Source organism: Enterococcus sp. DIV2453a, from assembly GCF_050533535.1.
GTDB classification, from domain to species: Bacteria; Bacillota; Bacilli; order Lactobacillales; family Enterococcaceae; genus Enterococcus; species Enterococcus faecalis.
The window spans coordinates 2,731,663-2,750,000 of record NZ_CP172899.1; the positions used below are offsets into that span (position 1 = coordinate 2,731,663).

The following is an 18,338-nucleotide window of genomic DNA, read 5'->3' on the forward strand; positions in this document are numbered from 1 at the left end:
TCAATCGTAGCATTGTCGAAGGGAATTCCTAGTTATGATTGATTTACTTGGTTCATTTAACTACTTCTTGCTAAAATCTTCTAGAAAAAAAAGTTTTTTAATGATACAATTTAATTATTGAAACCTAAAATTATACCACATTTTATCTATATGTCAATTCTTTTGGTTTTCTTTTCAAAAATGACTTTTTCTTTTGAAAAAATCACTCAAAGGCTTGATACCACTCAGTTTTTTTACTTTTGATTTACTTTTGAATTTATTACTAAGGAGGGGACGTATGAATCAATTTATAGAATTAAAAGACGAAATCTTTTCACATCCAAAAGAAAGTTGGCAATTAGAGTACAAAAAATCACAGACTTCTCTTTCCAAAGATATCTGGAGTACATACAGCGCATTTGCAAATACTAAGGGTGGTATAATTATTTTAGGTGTAGAAGAAATACCCAACGGCTATAGAGTTGTTGGCGTTGATAAGCCAGAAATGATCCTTAGGGATTTTTGGAATCTTATTCACGACAAGAAAAAAGTGAGCGCTAATTTATTGAGTAATGAAGATGTTATTACATTAAAAGTTGCTGGAAAATCAATTATACAAATTAAAGTCCCAAAAGCTTCATTTGAAAGAAGACCTATTTATCTAAATGGAAATAAAACGAATACCTACATAAGAACAGATGATGGCGATCGAAAAGCAGATGATAATCAATTTAAATACCTAATTGTCGATTCTCAGAACGATATAGATACTGAGCTACTAAATAATTATACCCTGGACGATTTAAACACAAAAACAATTCAAGAATATAGAGAATTACTTTATAAAAATACTCAGGAGCAAAAATACTTAGATTATTCAGATGAAGAGTTACTTATAAATTTGGGTGTCCTGAAAAAGGATAGAATGAACAGCGATAATGTATATAAATTAACAACTGGCGGACTATTATTTTTCGGAAAATATCATTCAATTACAGACAGGTTTAAAAAGTTTCAATTGGATTATTTTAAGAAAAAAAGTTCATTAGATAGCGATTGGTTAGATAGAGTTTCCACAGGTGATATGAACTATCCAGAGATGAATATTTTCTCTTTTTACACTATTGTCATTGAAAAATTCGCTCTCGCAATTCCTGATACTTTTAGACAATCACAAGATATGACTCGCGGTTCCTATAAATCAGATCTATTATTATCACTAAAAGAAGCTTTGGTAAATGTCTTAATGCATGCGTATTATGATTCAGATCATGTCATTAAGATTGCAGATTACGATGATTATATTGAGTTCTACAATCCAGGAGAAATGAAAGTGTCTAAAGAAGAATTTATTCATGGAAGTTATTCAGTCACTAGAAATCCGATTATTTCAACTTTGTTTAGGAGAGTAGGAATTGCTGAGAAGGCAGGGTCTGGAGGACCTAGAATAATAGATGCAGCGACTAAAAATAGTTTAAAAGCACCTGATATTGATACCTATTTCGATGCGACCACTATCAAAATCTGGAAAATTAATATGAAAGATAGCCTAAAAGGTTATACTGATATTGAACAATTAATTATTTTATACTTGATGGATCACGGACAAGCAAAAATTAAAGATATTCAAAAAAATAGTGGGTACTCTGACTATAAAATTAGAAAAACCGTTACCAGCTTAGTCCAACAAGGTACTTTGTTAAACAAAGGAAATGGGAAATCAACGATTTATATGCTTAACTCAACAGAAGAACTTGGTATAATTGCGAACAAGAGGATTTTAAAACGCATTGAAACTGAATTGACTCGAAAGTAAAGATGAGACTATAGCACAAAAAGGAAACCCTCATATGCTAGAGGATTTCCTTTCTTTTAGTACATATTCCCAACCACTTTTACTCGTAAGCGGGTTGCATTTTCTGGATGATAGGCAAGTGGTGTTTCTTCCACCTCGACTAACTCGATTGTGCCAGGGACTGCACCCGCAAGTTCAGCTTGTTGGACGGCTTTTTCTTGGGCATCAGTCAACGCCGCATCCCGTTGGATTTTTGAATAGACATAAATTTGTTCGTATTGTCCGCTAATCTGAGCGATAGAGGCACCGATGGCATTCGCCACTGCTCCGTTTTCGTTGCGAATTAGCGCTTTAACGCCTGTCAATTCTTCGGGGATGATAATACTCCCACCACCAACTAAAACGACCGTCACGTCTGCGGAACTGGTCTTCATGCGATCAATCGCTTCACTGACCAATTCGCCAATTTTTTGGTACACTTTTTCCGCAAACGCTTGGTCTAAATGAGCCACTTTGCTAGGATCACCGACTTGGGCATGGCCTAAGCGAACCGCAATATCAGTGGTCGTTAATTGTGTGCCGCCAAAAACAAGGGCCTCTTGTGTAATACGGTAGCCGACACTATCGGGGCCAACTGTCACAGAACCATCTGGTTGTTCACGCACTAGACTGCCGCCGCCGACACCAATTGACACGATATCTGGCATTCTAAAATTAGTCCGTACCCCGCCAACATCAACGGCCAGTGAAGATTCTCTTGGAAAGCCATCCACTAACACGCCAATGTCTGACGTTGTGCCACCAACATCTAAAACAACCGCATCTTTCAAGCCGGCTAAGTAAGAAGCCCCACGAATACTATTTGTTGGGCCACAAGCAATGGTTAAAATAGGAAACTGTTTGGCATACGTTAACGACATTAACGTACCATCATTTTGACATAAGTACACTTGGGCGTGATGAATTTTTTCTTGTTCTAAGGCTTGTTCAAAGCCTTCGCTGGTCACTTTAATTACTTTGTGCAACGCAGCATTTAAAATTGTCGCATTTTCCCGTTCAATTAAACCGACAGACCCAATCATTGAGGAGCAAGATACAGGAACATCTGCCCCTAACACTTCCTTCGCAAGCGCTTGAACAAACAATTCTTGGTCATTTTTTAAAGAAGAAAAAACGCCAATTACTGCGATTGCCTCTACTTCTCCTCGCCAAGAGGCCAAAATCCCACGTAATTCTTCTTCGTCCAGTGCAGTCAATGGTTGTCCATCATATTCGTAGCCGCCATGTGCTAAAGCATACGTTTCTGAAAGAGTGGCCACTAAATCCTTGGGCCAAGCTGTGTAAGGCAAGACCGAAGCGGTTGCTGGATAGCCCAAACGAAGGACCCCAACTTTTGCTAATTTTTTTCGCTCAACAATGGCATTCGTACATTGGGTCGTGCCCAACATTGCATGTGTGACTTTGGTTGGGTCCACTGCTGATTCTGCCAAGACTTTATTTAAGGCACCGGCAATCCCTGTTTGAATATCATCGGTTGTTGGAACTTTCACTGAATGAATCAAGTTTAATTGATGATCTAAAATAACAGCATCTGTATTTGTGCCGCCGACATCGATACCGATTTTATACATTTATTTGTCCTCCTTCGCTACTAAGTTTTCTAGTGGTTGATAATCCATTTCGTAGCCGAAATACCGAGGACCCACTGTTTCGATACCTTTTTTCGTTCGCCAAGCGGCATTCGCTTTCAAGCCCATTACTTGGACACGTTTGCCGTATTTCAAGCTTTCTGTTGTCACAGGCGTTAAAGTTTCTAAATCTACCATACAAATCAAATCAGGCGTCATCGCAATCACCTGACCATCTTTCTCGGCAATTAAATTTTCATTTTGAAAATGGACGACTGCTTCTGAACCAGCATCACTGTTTAAGCCACTCAATTTGACACGTCCCAAATTGAAGCCACCTTTTACTTCTCGTTCCACATCTAGAATTTTTCCTTGGAACAATTCAAAGCCATCCGTAACTTCTACTAATGCTTGGCGTTTTTCTTGTTCATCTGCATAGGTACCTCGAATCACTTTGCCAATTTCTTCTGATAATGTCACGATGTTGTGAATACCATAGTCTTGTAATTGTTTGCCTGTCGCGGGATAAATACTCACTAAAGCACTGGCGCCCATTTCAACTGTTTGAACACGAGCAAGACGTTCTGTCCAAGTATTATCAATCGTTTCCATAATGCCAATATTTCCTTTTTCATCGGTAATTGCCATAGGGGTCGCTGACATCCCATTCAAATGGAACGTTACCATAGGCAATTCTGGAAAGGCCCGACCCATACCATCACAATCCACCAAGGGAATGCCTAGCTTCGCTGCAACAACAATTGGAATCATTGAATTGACGCCCCCAGCTTCCATTGGAAAGGTTCCCGCAATCGTTTCTTGGTCTAAATATTTTCCTAACTTCTCAAAGACACGGACGAATTCGTCGCCTTTGGGAAATTTTTCAATTGCGACAGATGGGGCACCCATCATTGCGGCGGGTAGGAAAAAATCCTCCGCAGCTATCTCTTCTGGAGAAACCAGTTTGACAGGTCCGTTTTCTTCGATGGCGGACAAAGCCATCATTTTACCAATGTAGGGATCACCGCCACCTCCTGTCCCTAAAAACGCTGCTCCTGTAGCTATATTCTCAATTGCTTCTGCATCTAAATAACGCATTCTCCGACACTCCTCTTCTTCATTCCATTTCTAATGATTCGGTGTTCGTCTGTTGACGTTTTGCACCGAAATAATAAATAACAAACGATAAAACAATGCCAATTAGCGGTTGGTTAGGCAATTGAGGGGCATTGGGAAAGAAACTCATAATCACCGGAATGCCCCCCACTGCAGCACCAATTAGCCATGAAAAAACACCTAATTTATTCACGCCAGGCGTTGGCTGCCATTTGGTTCGATCGCCTTTGTTAATCAACCAATAGGCAGCAATCATTACACCAGCCACTGGTGGAACCATCGCAGAAAGGACAGACATAATCGGCGTAAAGTAATTTAAGATCCCCACAACTGCTAATAAGGTTCCAATGGCGCCGGCCGCACCGACAGCGACTTTTTCTTTTTCTTTTGGAATATCAAAGACATTAATCAAGGCCAATCCGCCAGAAAAAGCATTCACGGCATTCGTGGTCCAAGTTGCTAAAATTAGCGCAATAATTCCTAAAACTGGAAAACCGAGATTCATAAAAACTTCCGTGATATCTGCGGTGTTCGATGCAATGGTCAAGACCGCACCAACGCCAATCATCAACAAGCCTGTCGGTAAAATCCCTAATGTGGCCGCTTTAACCACATCTTTACGAGAAGAAACATATTGAGAGTAATCTCCAGCAATTACTGCGCCTAATGCAAAAGAACCGACAGTCATTGAAAGACCTGACATAAAGCTTCCTGCTGTTTGAGGTGTATATTGACTAACAGCTTCCCAACCGTTGTTTCTTAACGAAGCCACCAAGCCATAAAGACAAACCAGAACTAACACAGGAACCGCAAAATAATTCAGAATTTTCAATATTTTTATGCCATAAAGAGCCGAAATAAGCATGATAACTCCCCAGATTAAGGAAGAAAGCGACACAGGTAAATCAATGCCGTAAATTTTTAAAAAGTTCGTGAAGGCGCCGCCGCTGACATTGGCTTGCAAACCAAACCAACCTAAGCAAGCAATCGCTAGAATAATGGAAATAATCTTTTGCGAACCTTGAATGCCAAACACTTGAGAAGCGACTTTGACAGAAGGTTCTTGTAAGTCGGAACTTTGAATTCCTTGTAAAATCATTAAAATAACAATAATACCGTAACCAATAAATCCTGTTAACAAAGCTTCCCATAAAGGCATGCCTGCAACTAACGTTCCTCCAATAATTAATCCTGGCACGCTAATCATTGCGCCCGCCCAAACAAATGCTAAGCTAAGCCACGATTGTTGTTGCTCGTTTTTTAATTTCATTCTCATTCCTCCTTAATTATTTTTTCAATTATAACGAAAAATCAGTCATAGGTCTTTTTCAAATTGAAAAAAATATCGAGGAAGTTTTGGCTTAAAATAAAAAAGCAGACAATCGGCTACTGCCGATTGTCTGCTTTTTTCATTCATTCGTGACCAAGCGATATAAGATCATCGCCAAATAGACTTCATAGGCTTCGGCGGCGTTGGTCATATCATAGCCGAGCGCTTCATTAATTTTACTGATACGATATTTGACCGTATTTTTATGAACAAATAGGCGTTCGCCGCATTCTTTAAAATCACTACTTGCATCTAGTAAAAACGTCCCTAATGTCATTAACTGCTCTGATTCTTTTAAGAGAGGTTGGATAACTGCTAAGCGTTGTTGGATGGCTTCTTCTCCTGCTTGGAGACACGTCATCATTTGTTGAACTGTACGAATTTCTGCGATTGATAACACTTTTCTTTGTGGATAGACACGCTTTAAAAACGGCGCGACTTGATTAGCGGTTTGGTAGCTGACACGCACTTCAGTCGTGTTACGAACTTTCGGACAAAGGATGATTTCACCTAAATAGTCCTGATAGTCTGTGGCTTGCAAGTATTCTTTACTAATCGTGGCTTCAGGCTGTTTGTGTAAATAATTACCTAAGAGAACAATCAGGTAATTTTCTGTTTGCTGGACAATCGTTGTTTGGTAATAGTAACGTAGGAAATCTTTCAAATCTTGCTGAATAGCGTGGATTTCTTGTCCTTGTTGCCAAATAGGCAAAAGCCACATCGTTTCGACAGAAGAAATATCAATCATTAATTTTTTGGCTAATTGGTACATCTTATCACTTTCATCGTTAATGATTGCTTGGACTAAGGCATACTCACTGACTTCGTCATAGTTTTTCCCCCATAAATTCAGAGCCATCTGAACGACTTCCACCGCTTGATTCATCTCAAAAGAGGTTAACTGCTCTTCTTCTCGAATGAAGTAAAGCTTCAATGTTTGTCCATCTTTCTGAGGAAGTTTTTGCGAGGTAATGAAGTAGGTCGTTTCTCCCAGCGCTACTTTCTCTTGTGATTGATAAAGTAACTTGGTTAAGGGCAATTTCGTGCTTCGCGGCCAATTGATGGTGCTGATGATTTCATTGGTATAGGTGGTTAACGCAATATTGACTTTTAAAAAATCGGATAGGATTTTCAAGGTCATTTCCACACTGCGGTTTTGTTCAGGCAAAAGGGAAACTTTTTCCAAGAGGTCCGTTGCAAAAGAAGCCATTTTATTTTTATTGACTAACAATTTCATGACTTCATAAATGACTTCGTTGTAGCGTAATGTGGGATCATTTTTAGGCATTTGGATTAAAATAAAACCTAAAGAATCCGCTAATTGAATCACTTCCTCTGCAACTTTCGGTACGATAATCCCAACGTAGTACAAGATTAGGCCTACTTCGCCTAATTCATGGAGATGCCGAATCGTTTCACATTGCTTCACCACATCATGACGAATGGCACAAAATGAACCAATCAAAATTTCGCCAGCATGGTATTCATTTGTTTTGTGAAGTTTTTCCGAAAACAAAGACATATCAGAGACTTCTAAAAAAGAAAGAGAAGCAACAGATGTGTCCAATTGGTTTTTACCAGAAAGTACCGTTGCTTCTCGCAAAGACGGTAATTTTAATAAATCATTCACACGGACACTCATATTTACTCCTCCTTTTGGCTGGTTTATTTTTTCTTACGAATCATATCGCCGACTGCAACAGGTTGCGTCACTTCCATTGTTAATAACATCATGGGATTAGGTGCCCGATCGATCGCTTCACCGTCTTCATTATACATCTCTTTGACGGTTTGGTGGAAATGGGTAAACCCGGGACCATAAAATTCAATTTCATCGCCGACACTGAAAAGGTTCCGTTGACGAATCGTTGCGACTTGCGTCTTTTCGTTGTACGCAATCACTTCACCAACAAATTTATATTGTGGAATTTTACGACGTTTGCCGAATAATTGTTCATTTTCACTTGGTGTATTGTAATAAAAACCAGTTGCTAATTCACGTTGTGCTACTTTCCATAATTCATCAATCCACTCTTGTTGGCAGACATAGTTTTCAGGATCTTCCATGTAAGAATCGACGGCTTTTTTATACACATTAGCGACTGTCGAAACATAGTGAATGGATTTCATGCGGCCTTCAATTTTAAAACTATCGACACCATTTTCAATTAATTCTGGAATATGTTCAATCATAGACATATCTACGGCGCTCATTGAAAACTCTTCTTCAACTTCCCCTTCGCTGGTTTTGCTCCGACGTTCTGTCCCAAAAGGCATATCAAATAACTCGTATTTCCAACGACAAGATTGAGAGCAACCGCCACGATTGGCATCCCGCATCGACATATGGTTGGATAAAGTACAACGTCCTGAATATGAAATACACATTGCTCCATGAATAAAGGCTTCAATTTCAATGTCCGTATTTTCACGAATCGCTGCAACTTCCTCCATTGAAACTTCGCGCGCTAATACCACACGTTCTAAGCCTTCATTTTTCCAAAATTCTAATGTTTCATAGTTGGTTGCTGAAGCTTGTGTCGATAAATGGATAGGTAAACCTGGTGCTTCTGTCGCACAAATTTCGATTAAAGCTGGATCGGAAACAATCACAGCTGAAATTCCGATGTCTCGCAATTCTCTGAAAAACGCTCCTGCCCCTTCCTGGTTTCCTTCATGAGTGACCATATTGGCAGCGACATAAACTTTCGCATTATGTTCGCGGGCAAAGGCTACGCCTTCCGCCATTTCTTCTGGCGTGAAATTTCCTGCGCGGCTACGCAGACCGTAGGCATTCCCTCCGATATAAACGGCATCGGCACCGTAACGAATTGCGACTTTTAGTTTTTCTAGCGTCCCGGCTGGAGCCAACACCTCGGGACGCTTCAATGTTCGTTCTGTCATTACTTTCATGTTCTTCTTCCCCTTAAATGAATCAATTTATTTTATTGCATCGGCACTTAAATCAAAGAAACCATTGTCTAAGCCACGACCTGTTGGATGTAATTTTTCAATTTCAGCTGTTGCATGAGCTGCTTGATCTTCTGACCAAGTTCCCGCTTCAAGTGCTGCTTTCGCTTCAGCAAATAAGCGAGCAATCGCGACAAAATTTTCACCTGGCGTGTAAAGGCCATCGAGCTTCCATGTACGATAGTGATGGTCATACAAGTTTGTTAACTCATTCATCAAGTTCACATCGTTATTGGCAAAAATATGCGTACCATGACTATCTTCATAAATGGAATAGTGGGTTTCTGGTTTTTTGGGTTCAGAAATAAACAGCCCTTCGTCTTTCGTAACCCCTTTGTCGTTCTTTGTGTAATTGTAGTAATTTTGAATTAATGGGCGTTTCGATTGATGAATACACGTCGCCCCATAGACAAGAATTTCAGCTGGAACTGCTAAGTTTTCTTCCATTGCGACCATTTCTTCAAAAGGTACTTCCCGAGCTAGGACAGCTCCGATGGCTCCTCGTTTACTCCAAAAATTGATTTGACGTGAGCTCGTTACTAAGGTTTCGCCATCATAAACGTAAGGAATTTCTAATCCATCTCGTTGCATAATAAACACAATACCTGGATCACCCAAAGTAATTTTATCGACGTTGATTTCTTTTAAAAATGTCAGATACTCTGGGACTAATTTCATTTTTTCAGGGTGCATAATGCCATTTACTGCAACTAGCACTTGTTTGCCCATTTCATGTGCACGTTTCACAATCTCGCGTTGTTCATCTCGTGTAAAAGATACGGGCAAACGCAACCCGAATGTTTCTTCTCCAATATATAATGTATCCACACCTGTTGCGAGTAATTCTACAGCCTGCTCAACAGATTCTGCAGTTGCAATCAGTTCAATCATAAATATAGCCTCCTTCTTTATGACCGTTTAATAGTATCATACGTTCACAAACTTTAAAAGAGCCCATCTGTATTAAACGTACATTTTTCACAATGTTTCCGAAAAAATTTTGGTAGAAAAGCGCCAACCGCTTACCTACCAAATGCTCTTTTTTTAATTACTGGTCATCTGTTCTTTGGTCACTCGTTCAAGTGGTATTTTCGTTCATAAAACGTTACTACAACGGTGAATAGCCACGCTGCCGCTAAGCCTAACAAGCTGCCTAAAACAATCCCCAAAAAGCGGAATTGAATCAACGTTATCACGTACTGCTGACGAACGAGCAATGAAAGCATCAGAGCCATAGGCGTTGTGAAAAATTGCGCCAATCCATAATTACGACGAATAAAATACTCAACGGTCACAAATAAGATTGTAATCACGACAATCGATTCAAAAGTTGTCAAAGCTAAATTAAGCAGAAAAGCGGAAATAACCAAACCAATCGTTGTGCCAAAAATTCGCTGAATATTTCGCTGCTTAATCGCACGTAAATTGTCTCCTTGTAAAATGGATGCACAGGAAACGACTAACCAATACGGATTCTGTAAATGTAAACTTTCGCTGATATATACAGCAAAAAATAAGACAAAGCTATAATATATGCTATCTAATGGCGCTTCTGGATGCCGATAAATTCGTTCCCGTAATGATCGCTTAGCTAGCGGGGCACTGATTTCCTTCTCTGTAAAATGCAACACTAGTGCAAACAAAATAGAAAAGCCAATGCCTAATAACATACAGCCACTCATGAACGGAATTTTTGCTAACAGAATGCTCGTACTGGCACCCATCGCTGTCACCATCACACCAAAGAAGGCCCCTGGTTTTGAAATATCGTAGACTTCAAAGAAAAAGCGGCCACCAAAACCGACCAGTGCAACAACAATGGGAATGAGCCATGCAATATGGGTCGATAACATGCCTAACAAATTTCCTAAAAAAAGGTAACTACCGACCACAGATAAACGAGTCATTAACTGTTTTAATGGTAACGGCTGATAATATAAAAAAGTAAAAATACCTAACGAGCCAAAGCTTGAAATCAATAATTGATGATTGATATAGCCCAAAAAAAGAATGCTGAACATAACCAAGCCAGCAAACACTAGTCGAAAAGGATTATCCTTTGGACGTTGATAATGTAGTAATTCTCGAAAAAAAGATTGTTCCATTCCATCACCCCTCCTTATTAACGTAGCACAGAAAAATCAATCTGGCAATTCTCAAAAAGAAATCGCCACTGGAAAATAGAAAAAGGAGCGTGGGACAAAAATCACTTTGGATTTTTGCTCCACGCTCAAAAACTGATACACGGTGAGAACAGAAGCAACCCCTTCGGCTTATTTCTCGGAGTTAAACACTTCTGTCCCGACCTCCTTTGCACCTCATCTATACAGTTTGTAATTCTTTCGCTTCTGTTTTTGGTGCTTTTGGTGCCCGCACATTTAACGTGATTTTGCCTTTGCTAGCGCCTAAAGTTACTTTATCCCCTAACTGAATTTGACCAGAAAGAAGGGCTTCACTTAAACGATCTTCCACTTCTTTTTGCAAGGCCCGACGAATTGGACGTGCGCCATATTCTGGATCAAACCCGACTTTACCAATAACTTCAATTGCAGCTGGTGTGATTTTCACTTTAACCTCTTGTTCGGCCATCCGTTTCACGACAGATTGACTCATAATTTTTACGATTTCATGAATTTCCTCTTGTTTCAAGGAATGGAATACAACCGTTTCATCAATTCGGTTTAAGAATTCTGGACGGAAGGCTTTTTTCAATTCTTCCATGATTCGTTTTTGCATTAATTCATGATTTTTAGAAATGTCTTTCACATTGAAGCCGACATGTTTTTCTTCACGAATCGCTGTTGCTCCTAAGTTGGAGGTCATGATTAAAATCGTGTTACGGAAATCGACTTTTCGTCCTTTGGCATCCGTTAAATGGCCATCATCTAAGACTTGTAATAAAATATTAAAGACATCTGGATGGGCTTTTTCTACTTCATCTAGCAAAATAACGGAATAAGGACGTTGACGAATTTTTTCAGTTAGTTGGCCGCCTTCTTCGTAGCCGACATAACCTGGAGGAGAACCGATTAAACGGCTAGTACTGTATTTTTCCATAAACTCAGACATGTCCACGCGAATCAAAGCTTCTTCGCTGCCAAACATCGCTTCGGCTAAGGCTTTGGCAAGTTCTGTTTTCCCAACCCCTGTTGGTCCTAAGAACATGAAGGAACCAATCGGTCTTGCTGGGTCTTTCAAGCCACTACGCGCACGACGGATAGCGCGTGAAACAGCTTCAACTGCTTCATTTTGGCCAACGACCCGTTGATGTAAAATGGTTTCTAATTCCATCAATCGTTCGCTTTCTTTCTTCTCTAGCTGCTGCAAAGGAACGCCTGTCCATTGTGAAACGACTCCAGCCACGTCTTCTTCTGTTACTTGCGTACTGTAACCAGACAGACTTTTTTCTTTCACTGCAATCAATTCTTCTAGTTTTTCCATCACTTGTTTTTCTTTTTGACGAATCCGAGCGGCACTTTCAAATGATTGGTTTTGAATGGCCTCTTCTTTTTCCGTAATTAATTGAGAAATTTCGGTACGCAATTCATTAATTTCTGAAGGTTGATCTGCCTTATCTAAACGAACTTTTGCTGCAGATTCGTCCATTAAATCAATTGCTTTATCTGGTAATTGGCGGTCATTTAAATAGCGAATCGATAATTGAACCGCTGCATGTAGAGCTTCATCTGTAATTTCTACGCCATGATGTTTTTCATAGCGTGAACGCAAGCCTTTTAGAATTTCTTCTGCTTCTTCTGGGGTTGGTTCTGCTACTTGAATACGGGCAAAACGACGTTCCAAAGCGGCATCTTTTTCAATATATTTTTGGTATTCATCCAGAGTTGTCGCACCAATTGTTTGCAACTCGCCACGTGCTAAAGCAGGTTTTAAAATATTTGAAGCATCAATCGCCCCTTCTGCACCGCCAGCACCGATCAAGGTATGCAATTCGTCGATAAATAAAATGACTTGTCCATCTTGATAGATTTCATCGACAACTTTTTTCAAGCGATCTTCGAACTCACCTCGATATTTGGTTCCAGCAACCAAGGCACCCATGTCTAGCATCATTAAACGTTTGCCTTGCATATCTTCAGGGACTTCTCGGTTGACAATTTTCTGGGCTAACCCTTCTGCTATCGCTGTTTTCCCAACACCTGGTTCACCGACTAAGACAGGATTGTTTTTGGTACGGCGACTCAAAATTTGAATCAAACGACGAACTTCGGTCCCGCGACCAACTACTGGATCCAAGCTTTGTTCTCGTGCTAATTTGGTTAAATCCCTCGCTAAAGAATCCAATGTTGGCGTCCCTTGTGGCGTATTTTTATTTTGACCATTCCGACGACGTTGTGCGCCATTGGGTTCGGAAACGCCCATTTTTTTCAATAATAATTGACGCATTTTGGATAAGCTTAATCCCAAATTCACTAAAATTCTAGACGCTAAAATTTCTTCGTCTCTTAACAAGCCTAATAATAAATGCTCGGTACCAATCTTTTGAGCCCCTAAGCGCTTCGCTTCATCTCCCGCATAGGCAAAGATTTGTTTGGCTCTTGGTGAATAAGGTAAGTATAAGTTGTTATTCCCCATTGGACTTTGCATGGTGCCATAGCCACTTAAATGCTCAATTTCTTCACGGATGTCTTCTGTGTCAGTATTCAATTGTCGTAATGTTTTTCCGGCAATCCCATTTGGTTCTAAAACGAGTGCTAATAATAAATGTTCAGAACCGACGGATTGGTGACGAAAATACTTCGCTTCTTCTTGGGCAATCGCCAGTACGGCTTTCGCACTTTCTGTAAATAGTTCATCCATAGTTATTCCTCCTCATAGCTCAAACGCTCTAAAAATGAACGCATTATTTGAGCTCTTAGAAAATCTTCGTGATTCCCCAGACCATTCAATGTGCTTTTACTTAAAGCAGCTAGCATTAAATTGCCTTCCTTTTTCGTAATCACTTCTTCTTCATACAATGTTTGAATAAATGTTAGCGCATCTTTTTCTGTTAAGGTTGCGCCAATCAATTGATCCATTTGTTTTAGTAATTGATCGTTATCTGAAATTTGTACTTTGACAATGCGAATATAGCCGCCTCCACCACGTTTACTTTCAACTGCGTAGCCTCGTTGGATGGTAAAACGTGTATTAATTACATAGTTAATTTGTGAAGGAACGCAATTAAATAAATTAGCCATTTCCGCCCGACGGATTTCAATTTTATTACTTTCTTCTAAAATCTTTTTTAAATAAGCCTCGATTAAATCTGACGTATTTTGATTACTCATAGTCTTCCATCCTTCTTCTCTCTTGACTAATATTGACCATTATTATATCGAACTTTGCCTATTAAATAAAGAGGAACGCTTTGACTTTAATAAAAAAATGCAAAACAGGAGGAGCAACCTCAGTCAAACTGACTTAAGTTCCCCTCCTAAAGTTGAAAATATGTTATTGAATTACAGGCAGACAATGGCTCCGCCTTAATGTCTCACAAAAACGATTCTTCGCCGTAGGCTTGATCCAAGGCTTGTTGAATATCTTCGATAATAGATGTTGGCTCTTCCAAACCAACGTACATGCGAATGTGCGCTGGCGACAAGCCTCTTTTCTGAACAGCCGCCAAGTTATTGCCTTTGAATACAGGCAAGGCCAAACTTTCAAAACCACCCCAACTGACCCCAATTGTGACCAACGTCAATGCATTCACAAATGTTTTCAAACGTTCAAAATCGGTATCTTTTAAATCAATCGCAAACAATGAGCCATAACCTGTTAAATATTTTTCTGCTAACGCTTGTTGTTGTTGATTTCCTACAAAAGGATGATATAAGCGACTGATTCGCGGATCCTTTTGCAAAGCCGACAGCACCGTTTGGATGGCTTGAGACTGATGCGCCAACCGAACGGGCATGGTACGAATACCTCGTAACGCTAACCAAGAATTGAAGGGACTATTGACTGCGCCTAATGCTTGATGACCATGTTCAAAAATTTGATCTACAAGCGCTGCTTTGCCAATGACAGCCCCTGCTACAATATCCGAATGACCACCAATATATTTGGAACAAGAATGAATCACCAGGTCCACATTATGGCATAAAGGATGCTGAAATAACGGTGACGCCCACGTATTATCAATGACAGTGTATGCGCCGATTTTTTGTGCTAACGCAGTTATTTTTTCTAAATCTAGCAGTTCAAACTTTTGTGAGGACGGACTTTCAAAGTAAATGACTTTGGTGTTTTCCTGAACAAATTGAAAAAGTTCTTCTGTTTCTGCAACGTCTACTCGGGTCAAGGATACGCCAAATTTCTCTAAATATTGCACAAACGAAACAGATTCTCCATAAATTGTATTGACCATTAAAACATGATCACCTTGTTGGAGCAACGTAAACAGCGTTGCCGAAATAGCGCCCATTCCTGAGGCAAAAACTTTACATTTTTCTCCACGTTCCAAACGAGCAATTTTTTTCTCTAAAATTTCTGTTGTGGGGTTGGTGCCACGTGTGTAAACATAATTATTTTTTTCATCTATACTCGCTGCCATAAATTCTTCGTAAGTTGGAAAATAAAAGGAAGAGGTTTGAACCAACTCGGGCACCATCGGATGATACATTTTTTCCATTCCTTTTTCCACTTCACAGCAAATATTTTCATCATTCTCAACATGCATTTCCTTCACTCCTCTTTCTCTACAATGTTTCTGGTACTTCATGGGCTTCTTCTTTTTGATATTGTCGATCTAAGGCTTTTACAAATGGATAATAAATAACGACACTAGCGGCAACAGCTAAAACTTGCGTCACTGCACCTTGCCATTTTCCCACTAAAAAGCCCGAAAACAGAAAGGGCGTAGCCCATGGTGCTTGAATGTTTGTAAACATTGGCATGAACCCAATTTTCATTGACAGAAAGGCAATCAAGACCGATACAATCGGCGCGACCGCAATCGGAATCAATAATAAAGGGTTAAAAATAACTGGGAGTCCAAAAATCAAGGGTTCATTAATGTTGAAAAATGCTGGAACAAACGAAATTTTCGACATGGCTTTCATTCTAGATGAATGTCCGACGATGGCCATTGCAATAGCCAAGCCAATCGTGCAACCAGCGCCTCCAATTGTGGCAAATTGATCGAGCATTTGGACCGTGCCAAAGTTGCCACTTTGAGCAGTTAATTGTCCTAATTCCGCTAAGCTTTGGTTTTTGTCTGCATTCGCATATAAAATAGGATATAGCATGGAATTGATGACAGTTGGATGAATCCCAAACCACCAGAACAGTCCATTTAAGCCAGCCACAATAATAATTGCAAAAGGGGTTCCGATTAAACCTTGCAGTGGCGCTTGAATCACCGCATAAATTAATTGCGGGAAGGAATTCGCAAACGAAAGCCCAATCCCATTAATCAATAAAGCCACCGCTACCACAAAAATCCCAGGAATCAATGCACTAAAAGCTTGGCTCACCATAGAAGGCACGCTTTCAGGCATTTTGATGACTAATTTTTTCTTAATACAGAAACGAGTCAATTCAACCGAAAGAATTGACATAATAATGGCCGTAATCACCCCTTGCGTTCCTAACCAATCAAACGATAAAACTTTCGTCACAACTTCGCCTGATTCAGTGGTCACCGTTTTCGGTAAAACGACTACGTAAGCGACAATTCCTAAAATTAATGAAGTTAAACGATCCATTTCGTAACTTTCCGCCAATTTATAGGACATCGTCCCGGCAAAAATAATTCCCATCATGTTGAAAGTTGCTCGATAAGCTGGTGAAATCATATCCGCCCAACCTGCACCGAAAATTCCAGCCATAAAATCGCCATACCCTGCTACTGGAAAATCTGTAATCAACATAAAAATCGATCCAATAATTGTTAACGGCATAATCGCAAAAAAACCATTTCTTAAGGCTTGAAAATAACGTAAACTTGTAATCCTTGAAACTTTAGGCACTACGGCTTGCTCCACCCAGTTTGTTAACTTATCCATTTCACTTCTCTCCTTAATCCTTTGTGATATCCTCATCATAAAGAAACCGCTTTCTGATGTAAATACGACTAACTGATTCTGTAACTATGTTTCATAATTCATACGCTTAAGGTATACTGAAAGCGAAACAAAGTACCACAGAGAGGTGAACCCATTGAATCTAATCGAATGTTTAGAACAAAAAGAACGCTATACATATAACGAAGGGCTAATTATTGATTTTATTTTATCTCATACTGAACGAGTCCTGCATATGTCGATTTATGAACTAGCAGAAGCCACCAACTCTTCAACCTCCACGATTGTTCGTTTGTGTAAAAAAACAGAAACTAGCGGTTTCAAAGAATTTAAAATCCGCTTGTCCCGCGACTTAGAAATTCACTACCAAGCAATCCGGAATGTTGATGCGAATATGCCTTTTTTAGCGCAAGATTCTGATTTACTAATTGCCAAGAAAATTGCGCAGTTAACGACTGAAACTGTTCAATCCACCCAACAGTTATTAACCGAGGCCATGTTAAATAAAAGCATTGATTTACTTTTAACCGCTGAAAATATTTTAGCAGTGGGTGTCAGTAACTCCTACATTCGCTTAACGGATTTTCAAACAAAGTTATTACGCATTCAGCTATTTATCCATTTAATTCCTTATCAAGCTGAACAATTTTATTTAGCCATCAATGCCACCAAAAATGACGTAGCCATCCTCGTCTCTTACAGTGGTAACACTGCAGAAATCGTTAATGAAGCACGGATTTTTGCAGAAGGAGGCACCCCGATTATTGCTATTACTTCAGACTTGAACAGCCAATTAGCTAAATATGCCACAGTGATTTTGCCCATTCCTAACGTTGAACATGCAGATTTCAAAGTCTCGACCTTTTCCTCTCAACTAGCCATCGAATATATTCTCAATGTCCTTTATTCCTGTATTTTTAGTCGCAATTTCGATAAGAATTACACATCACAAAAAAATACACCTACTTCGATACTTAAATTTTAAACAAAAAAAAACAGTACTGATCATCAGTACTGTTTTTCACAATCGGGAAGACAGGATTCGAACCTGCGACCCCTTGGTCCCAAACCAAGTGCTCTACCAAGCTGAGCTACTTCCCGGGCTATGAAGTTAAAGTAATAAAAAAAGACTATCGAATTAAAAAGAAACTCACGTGCACCTTTTTAAAACTTAGTCAATCACTCAACTATGCACCCAAAGGGAGTCGAACCCCTAACCTTTTGATTCGTAGTCAAACACTCTATCCAGTTGAGCTATGGGTGCTAAATATAAAACAATGCCGAGGACCGGAATCGAACCGGTACGGTGATCACTCACCGCAGGATTTTAAGTCCTGTGCGTCTGCCAGTTCCGCCACCCCGGCGTAATGAATTGGCTAAGCGGAAAACGGGGTTCGAACCCGCGACCCCCACCTTGGCAAGGTGGTGCTCTACCACTGAGCTATTTCCGCAAAATGGTGCCGGCTAAAGGACTTGAACCCTCGACCCTCTGATTA

Annotated in this window: 13 protein-coding genes and 5 tRNA genes (1 of these 18 running past the window's edge); 2 read left to right on the forward strand and 16 right to left on the reverse strand. The window is 39.8% G+C overall.

From position 1 onward, the window contains the following. The first annotated feature begins 277 nt into the window (after positions 1–277). Positions 278–1,795, forward strand: a complete 1,518-nt coding sequence (locus IGK03_RS13195) for an RNA-binding domain-containing protein (protein WP_002386215.1) — start codon at positions 278–280, stop codon at positions 1,793–1,795. 56 nt (positions 1,796–1,851) lie between these two features. Here the strand turns inward: IGK03_RS13195 and IGK03_RS13200 are convergent, their stop codons facing one another. From IGK03_RS13200 to IGK03_RS13250, 11 genes are all read right to left on the reverse strand, one after another. Then, on the reverse strand, positions 1,852–3,405 hold the full coding sequence (locus IGK03_RS13200; RefSeq protein WP_002360919.1) for a hydantoinase/oxoprolinase N-terminal domain-containing protein: 1,554 nt from the start codon (positions 3,403–3,405) through the stop codon (positions 1,852–1,854). Further along, positions 3,406–4,500 (reverse strand): DUF917 domain-containing protein, encoded by a 1,095-nt coding sequence (locus IGK03_RS13205; RefSeq protein WP_002354727.1) that lies wholly within the window; start codon positions 4,498–4,500, stop codon positions 3,406–3,408. It abuts the gene before it with no gap. A gap of 19 nt (positions 4,501–4,519) precedes the next feature. Continuing rightward, positions 4,520–5,794 (reverse strand): cytosine permease, encoded by a 1,275-nt coding sequence (locus IGK03_RS13210; RefSeq protein ID WP_002358943.1) that lies wholly within the window; start codon positions 5,792–5,794, stop codon positions 4,520–4,522. Positions 5,795–5,927: 133 nt separating this feature from the next. After that, positions 5,928–7,490, reverse strand: coding sequence for a PucR family transcriptional regulator (locus IGK03_RS13215; RefSeq protein ID WP_002354724.1), 1,563 nt, complete (start codon positions 7,488–7,490; stop codon positions 5,928–5,930). Positions 7,491–7,513: 23 nt separating this feature from the next. After that, positions 7,514–8,761 carry a peptidase U32 family protein gene (locus IGK03_RS13220; RefSeq protein WP_202334933.1) on the reverse strand — a complete coding sequence of 416 codons (1,248 nt, stop codon included), beginning with the start codon at positions 8,759–8,761 and terminating at the stop codon, positions 7,514–7,516. Between the two features lie 27 nt (positions 8,762–8,788). Beyond that, positions 8,789–9,709, reverse strand: a complete 921-nt coding sequence (locus IGK03_RS13225; RefSeq protein ID WP_002354722.1) for a peptidase U32 family protein — start codon at positions 9,707–9,709, stop codon at positions 8,789–8,791. A 179-nt stretch (positions 9,710–9,888) separates the two neighbouring features. Continuing rightward, the gene (locus IGK03_RS13230; protein WP_430602387.1) at positions 9,889–10,923 is read right to left on the reverse strand and encodes an FUSC family protein; all 1,035 of its coding nucleotides are present in this window, start codon (positions 10,921–10,923) and stop codon (positions 9,889–9,891) included. A 217-nt stretch (positions 10,924–11,140) separates the two neighbouring features. Continuing rightward, complete coding sequence (locus IGK03_RS13235) at positions 11,141–13,636, reverse strand: ATP-dependent Clp protease ATP-binding subunit (RefSeq protein WP_002360915.1); 2,496 nt, start codon at positions 13,634–13,636, stop codon at positions 11,141–11,143. Between the two features lie 2 nt (positions 13,637–13,638). Continuing rightward, positions 13,639–14,106 (reverse strand): CtsR family transcriptional regulator, encoded by a 468-nt coding sequence (locus IGK03_RS13240; RefSeq protein WP_002354715.1) that lies wholly within the window; start codon positions 14,104–14,106, stop codon positions 13,639–13,641. A gap of 203 nt (positions 14,107–14,309) precedes the next feature. After that, the gene (locus IGK03_RS13245; protein WP_025190606.1) at positions 14,310–15,539 is read right to left on the reverse strand and encodes an aminotransferase class I/II-fold pyridoxal phosphate-dependent enzyme; all 1,230 of its coding nucleotides are present in this window, start codon (positions 15,537–15,539) and stop codon (positions 14,310–14,312) included. Then, a complete protein-coding gene (locus tag IGK03_RS13250; protein ID WP_033627819.1) occupies positions 15,517–16,824 on the reverse strand; it encodes a PTS sugar transporter subunit IIC in 1,308 nt (435 codons plus the stop codon). Before IGK03_RS13250 ends, IGK03_RS13245 begins: the two co-directional genes overlap by 23 nt. Positions 16,825–16,969: 145 nt before the next feature. On the opposite strand from IGK03_RS13250, the gene IGK03_RS13255 reads away from it, so the two are divergent. Then, positions 16,970–17,827 carry a MurR/RpiR family transcriptional regulator gene (locus tag IGK03_RS13255; RefSeq protein WP_002354705.1) on the forward strand — a complete coding sequence of 286 codons (858 nt, stop codon included), beginning with the start codon at positions 16,970–16,972 and terminating at the stop codon, positions 17,825–17,827. A 42-nt stretch (positions 17,828–17,869) separates the two neighbouring features. Here the strand turns inward: IGK03_RS13255 and IGK03_RS13260 are convergent. The 5 genes from IGK03_RS13260 to IGK03_RS13280 all read right to left on the reverse strand — a co-directional run. Next, positions 17,870–17,943 (reverse strand) — tRNA-Pro (locus tag IGK03_RS13260). Between the two features lie 89 nt (positions 17,944–18,032). Next, positions 18,033–18,106 (reverse strand) — tRNA-Arg (locus tag IGK03_RS13265). A gap of 14 nt (positions 18,107–18,120) precedes the next feature. Then, a tRNA-Leu gene (locus IGK03_RS13270) sits at positions 18,121–18,206 on the reverse strand. Between the two features lie 15 nt (positions 18,207–18,221). Beyond that, a tRNA-Gly gene (locus IGK03_RS13275) sits at positions 18,222–18,293 on the reverse strand. Between the two features lie 4 nt (positions 18,294–18,297). Further along, a tRNA-Thr gene (locus IGK03_RS13280) sits at positions 18,298–18,338 on the reverse strand; it runs 35 nt beyond the window's last position.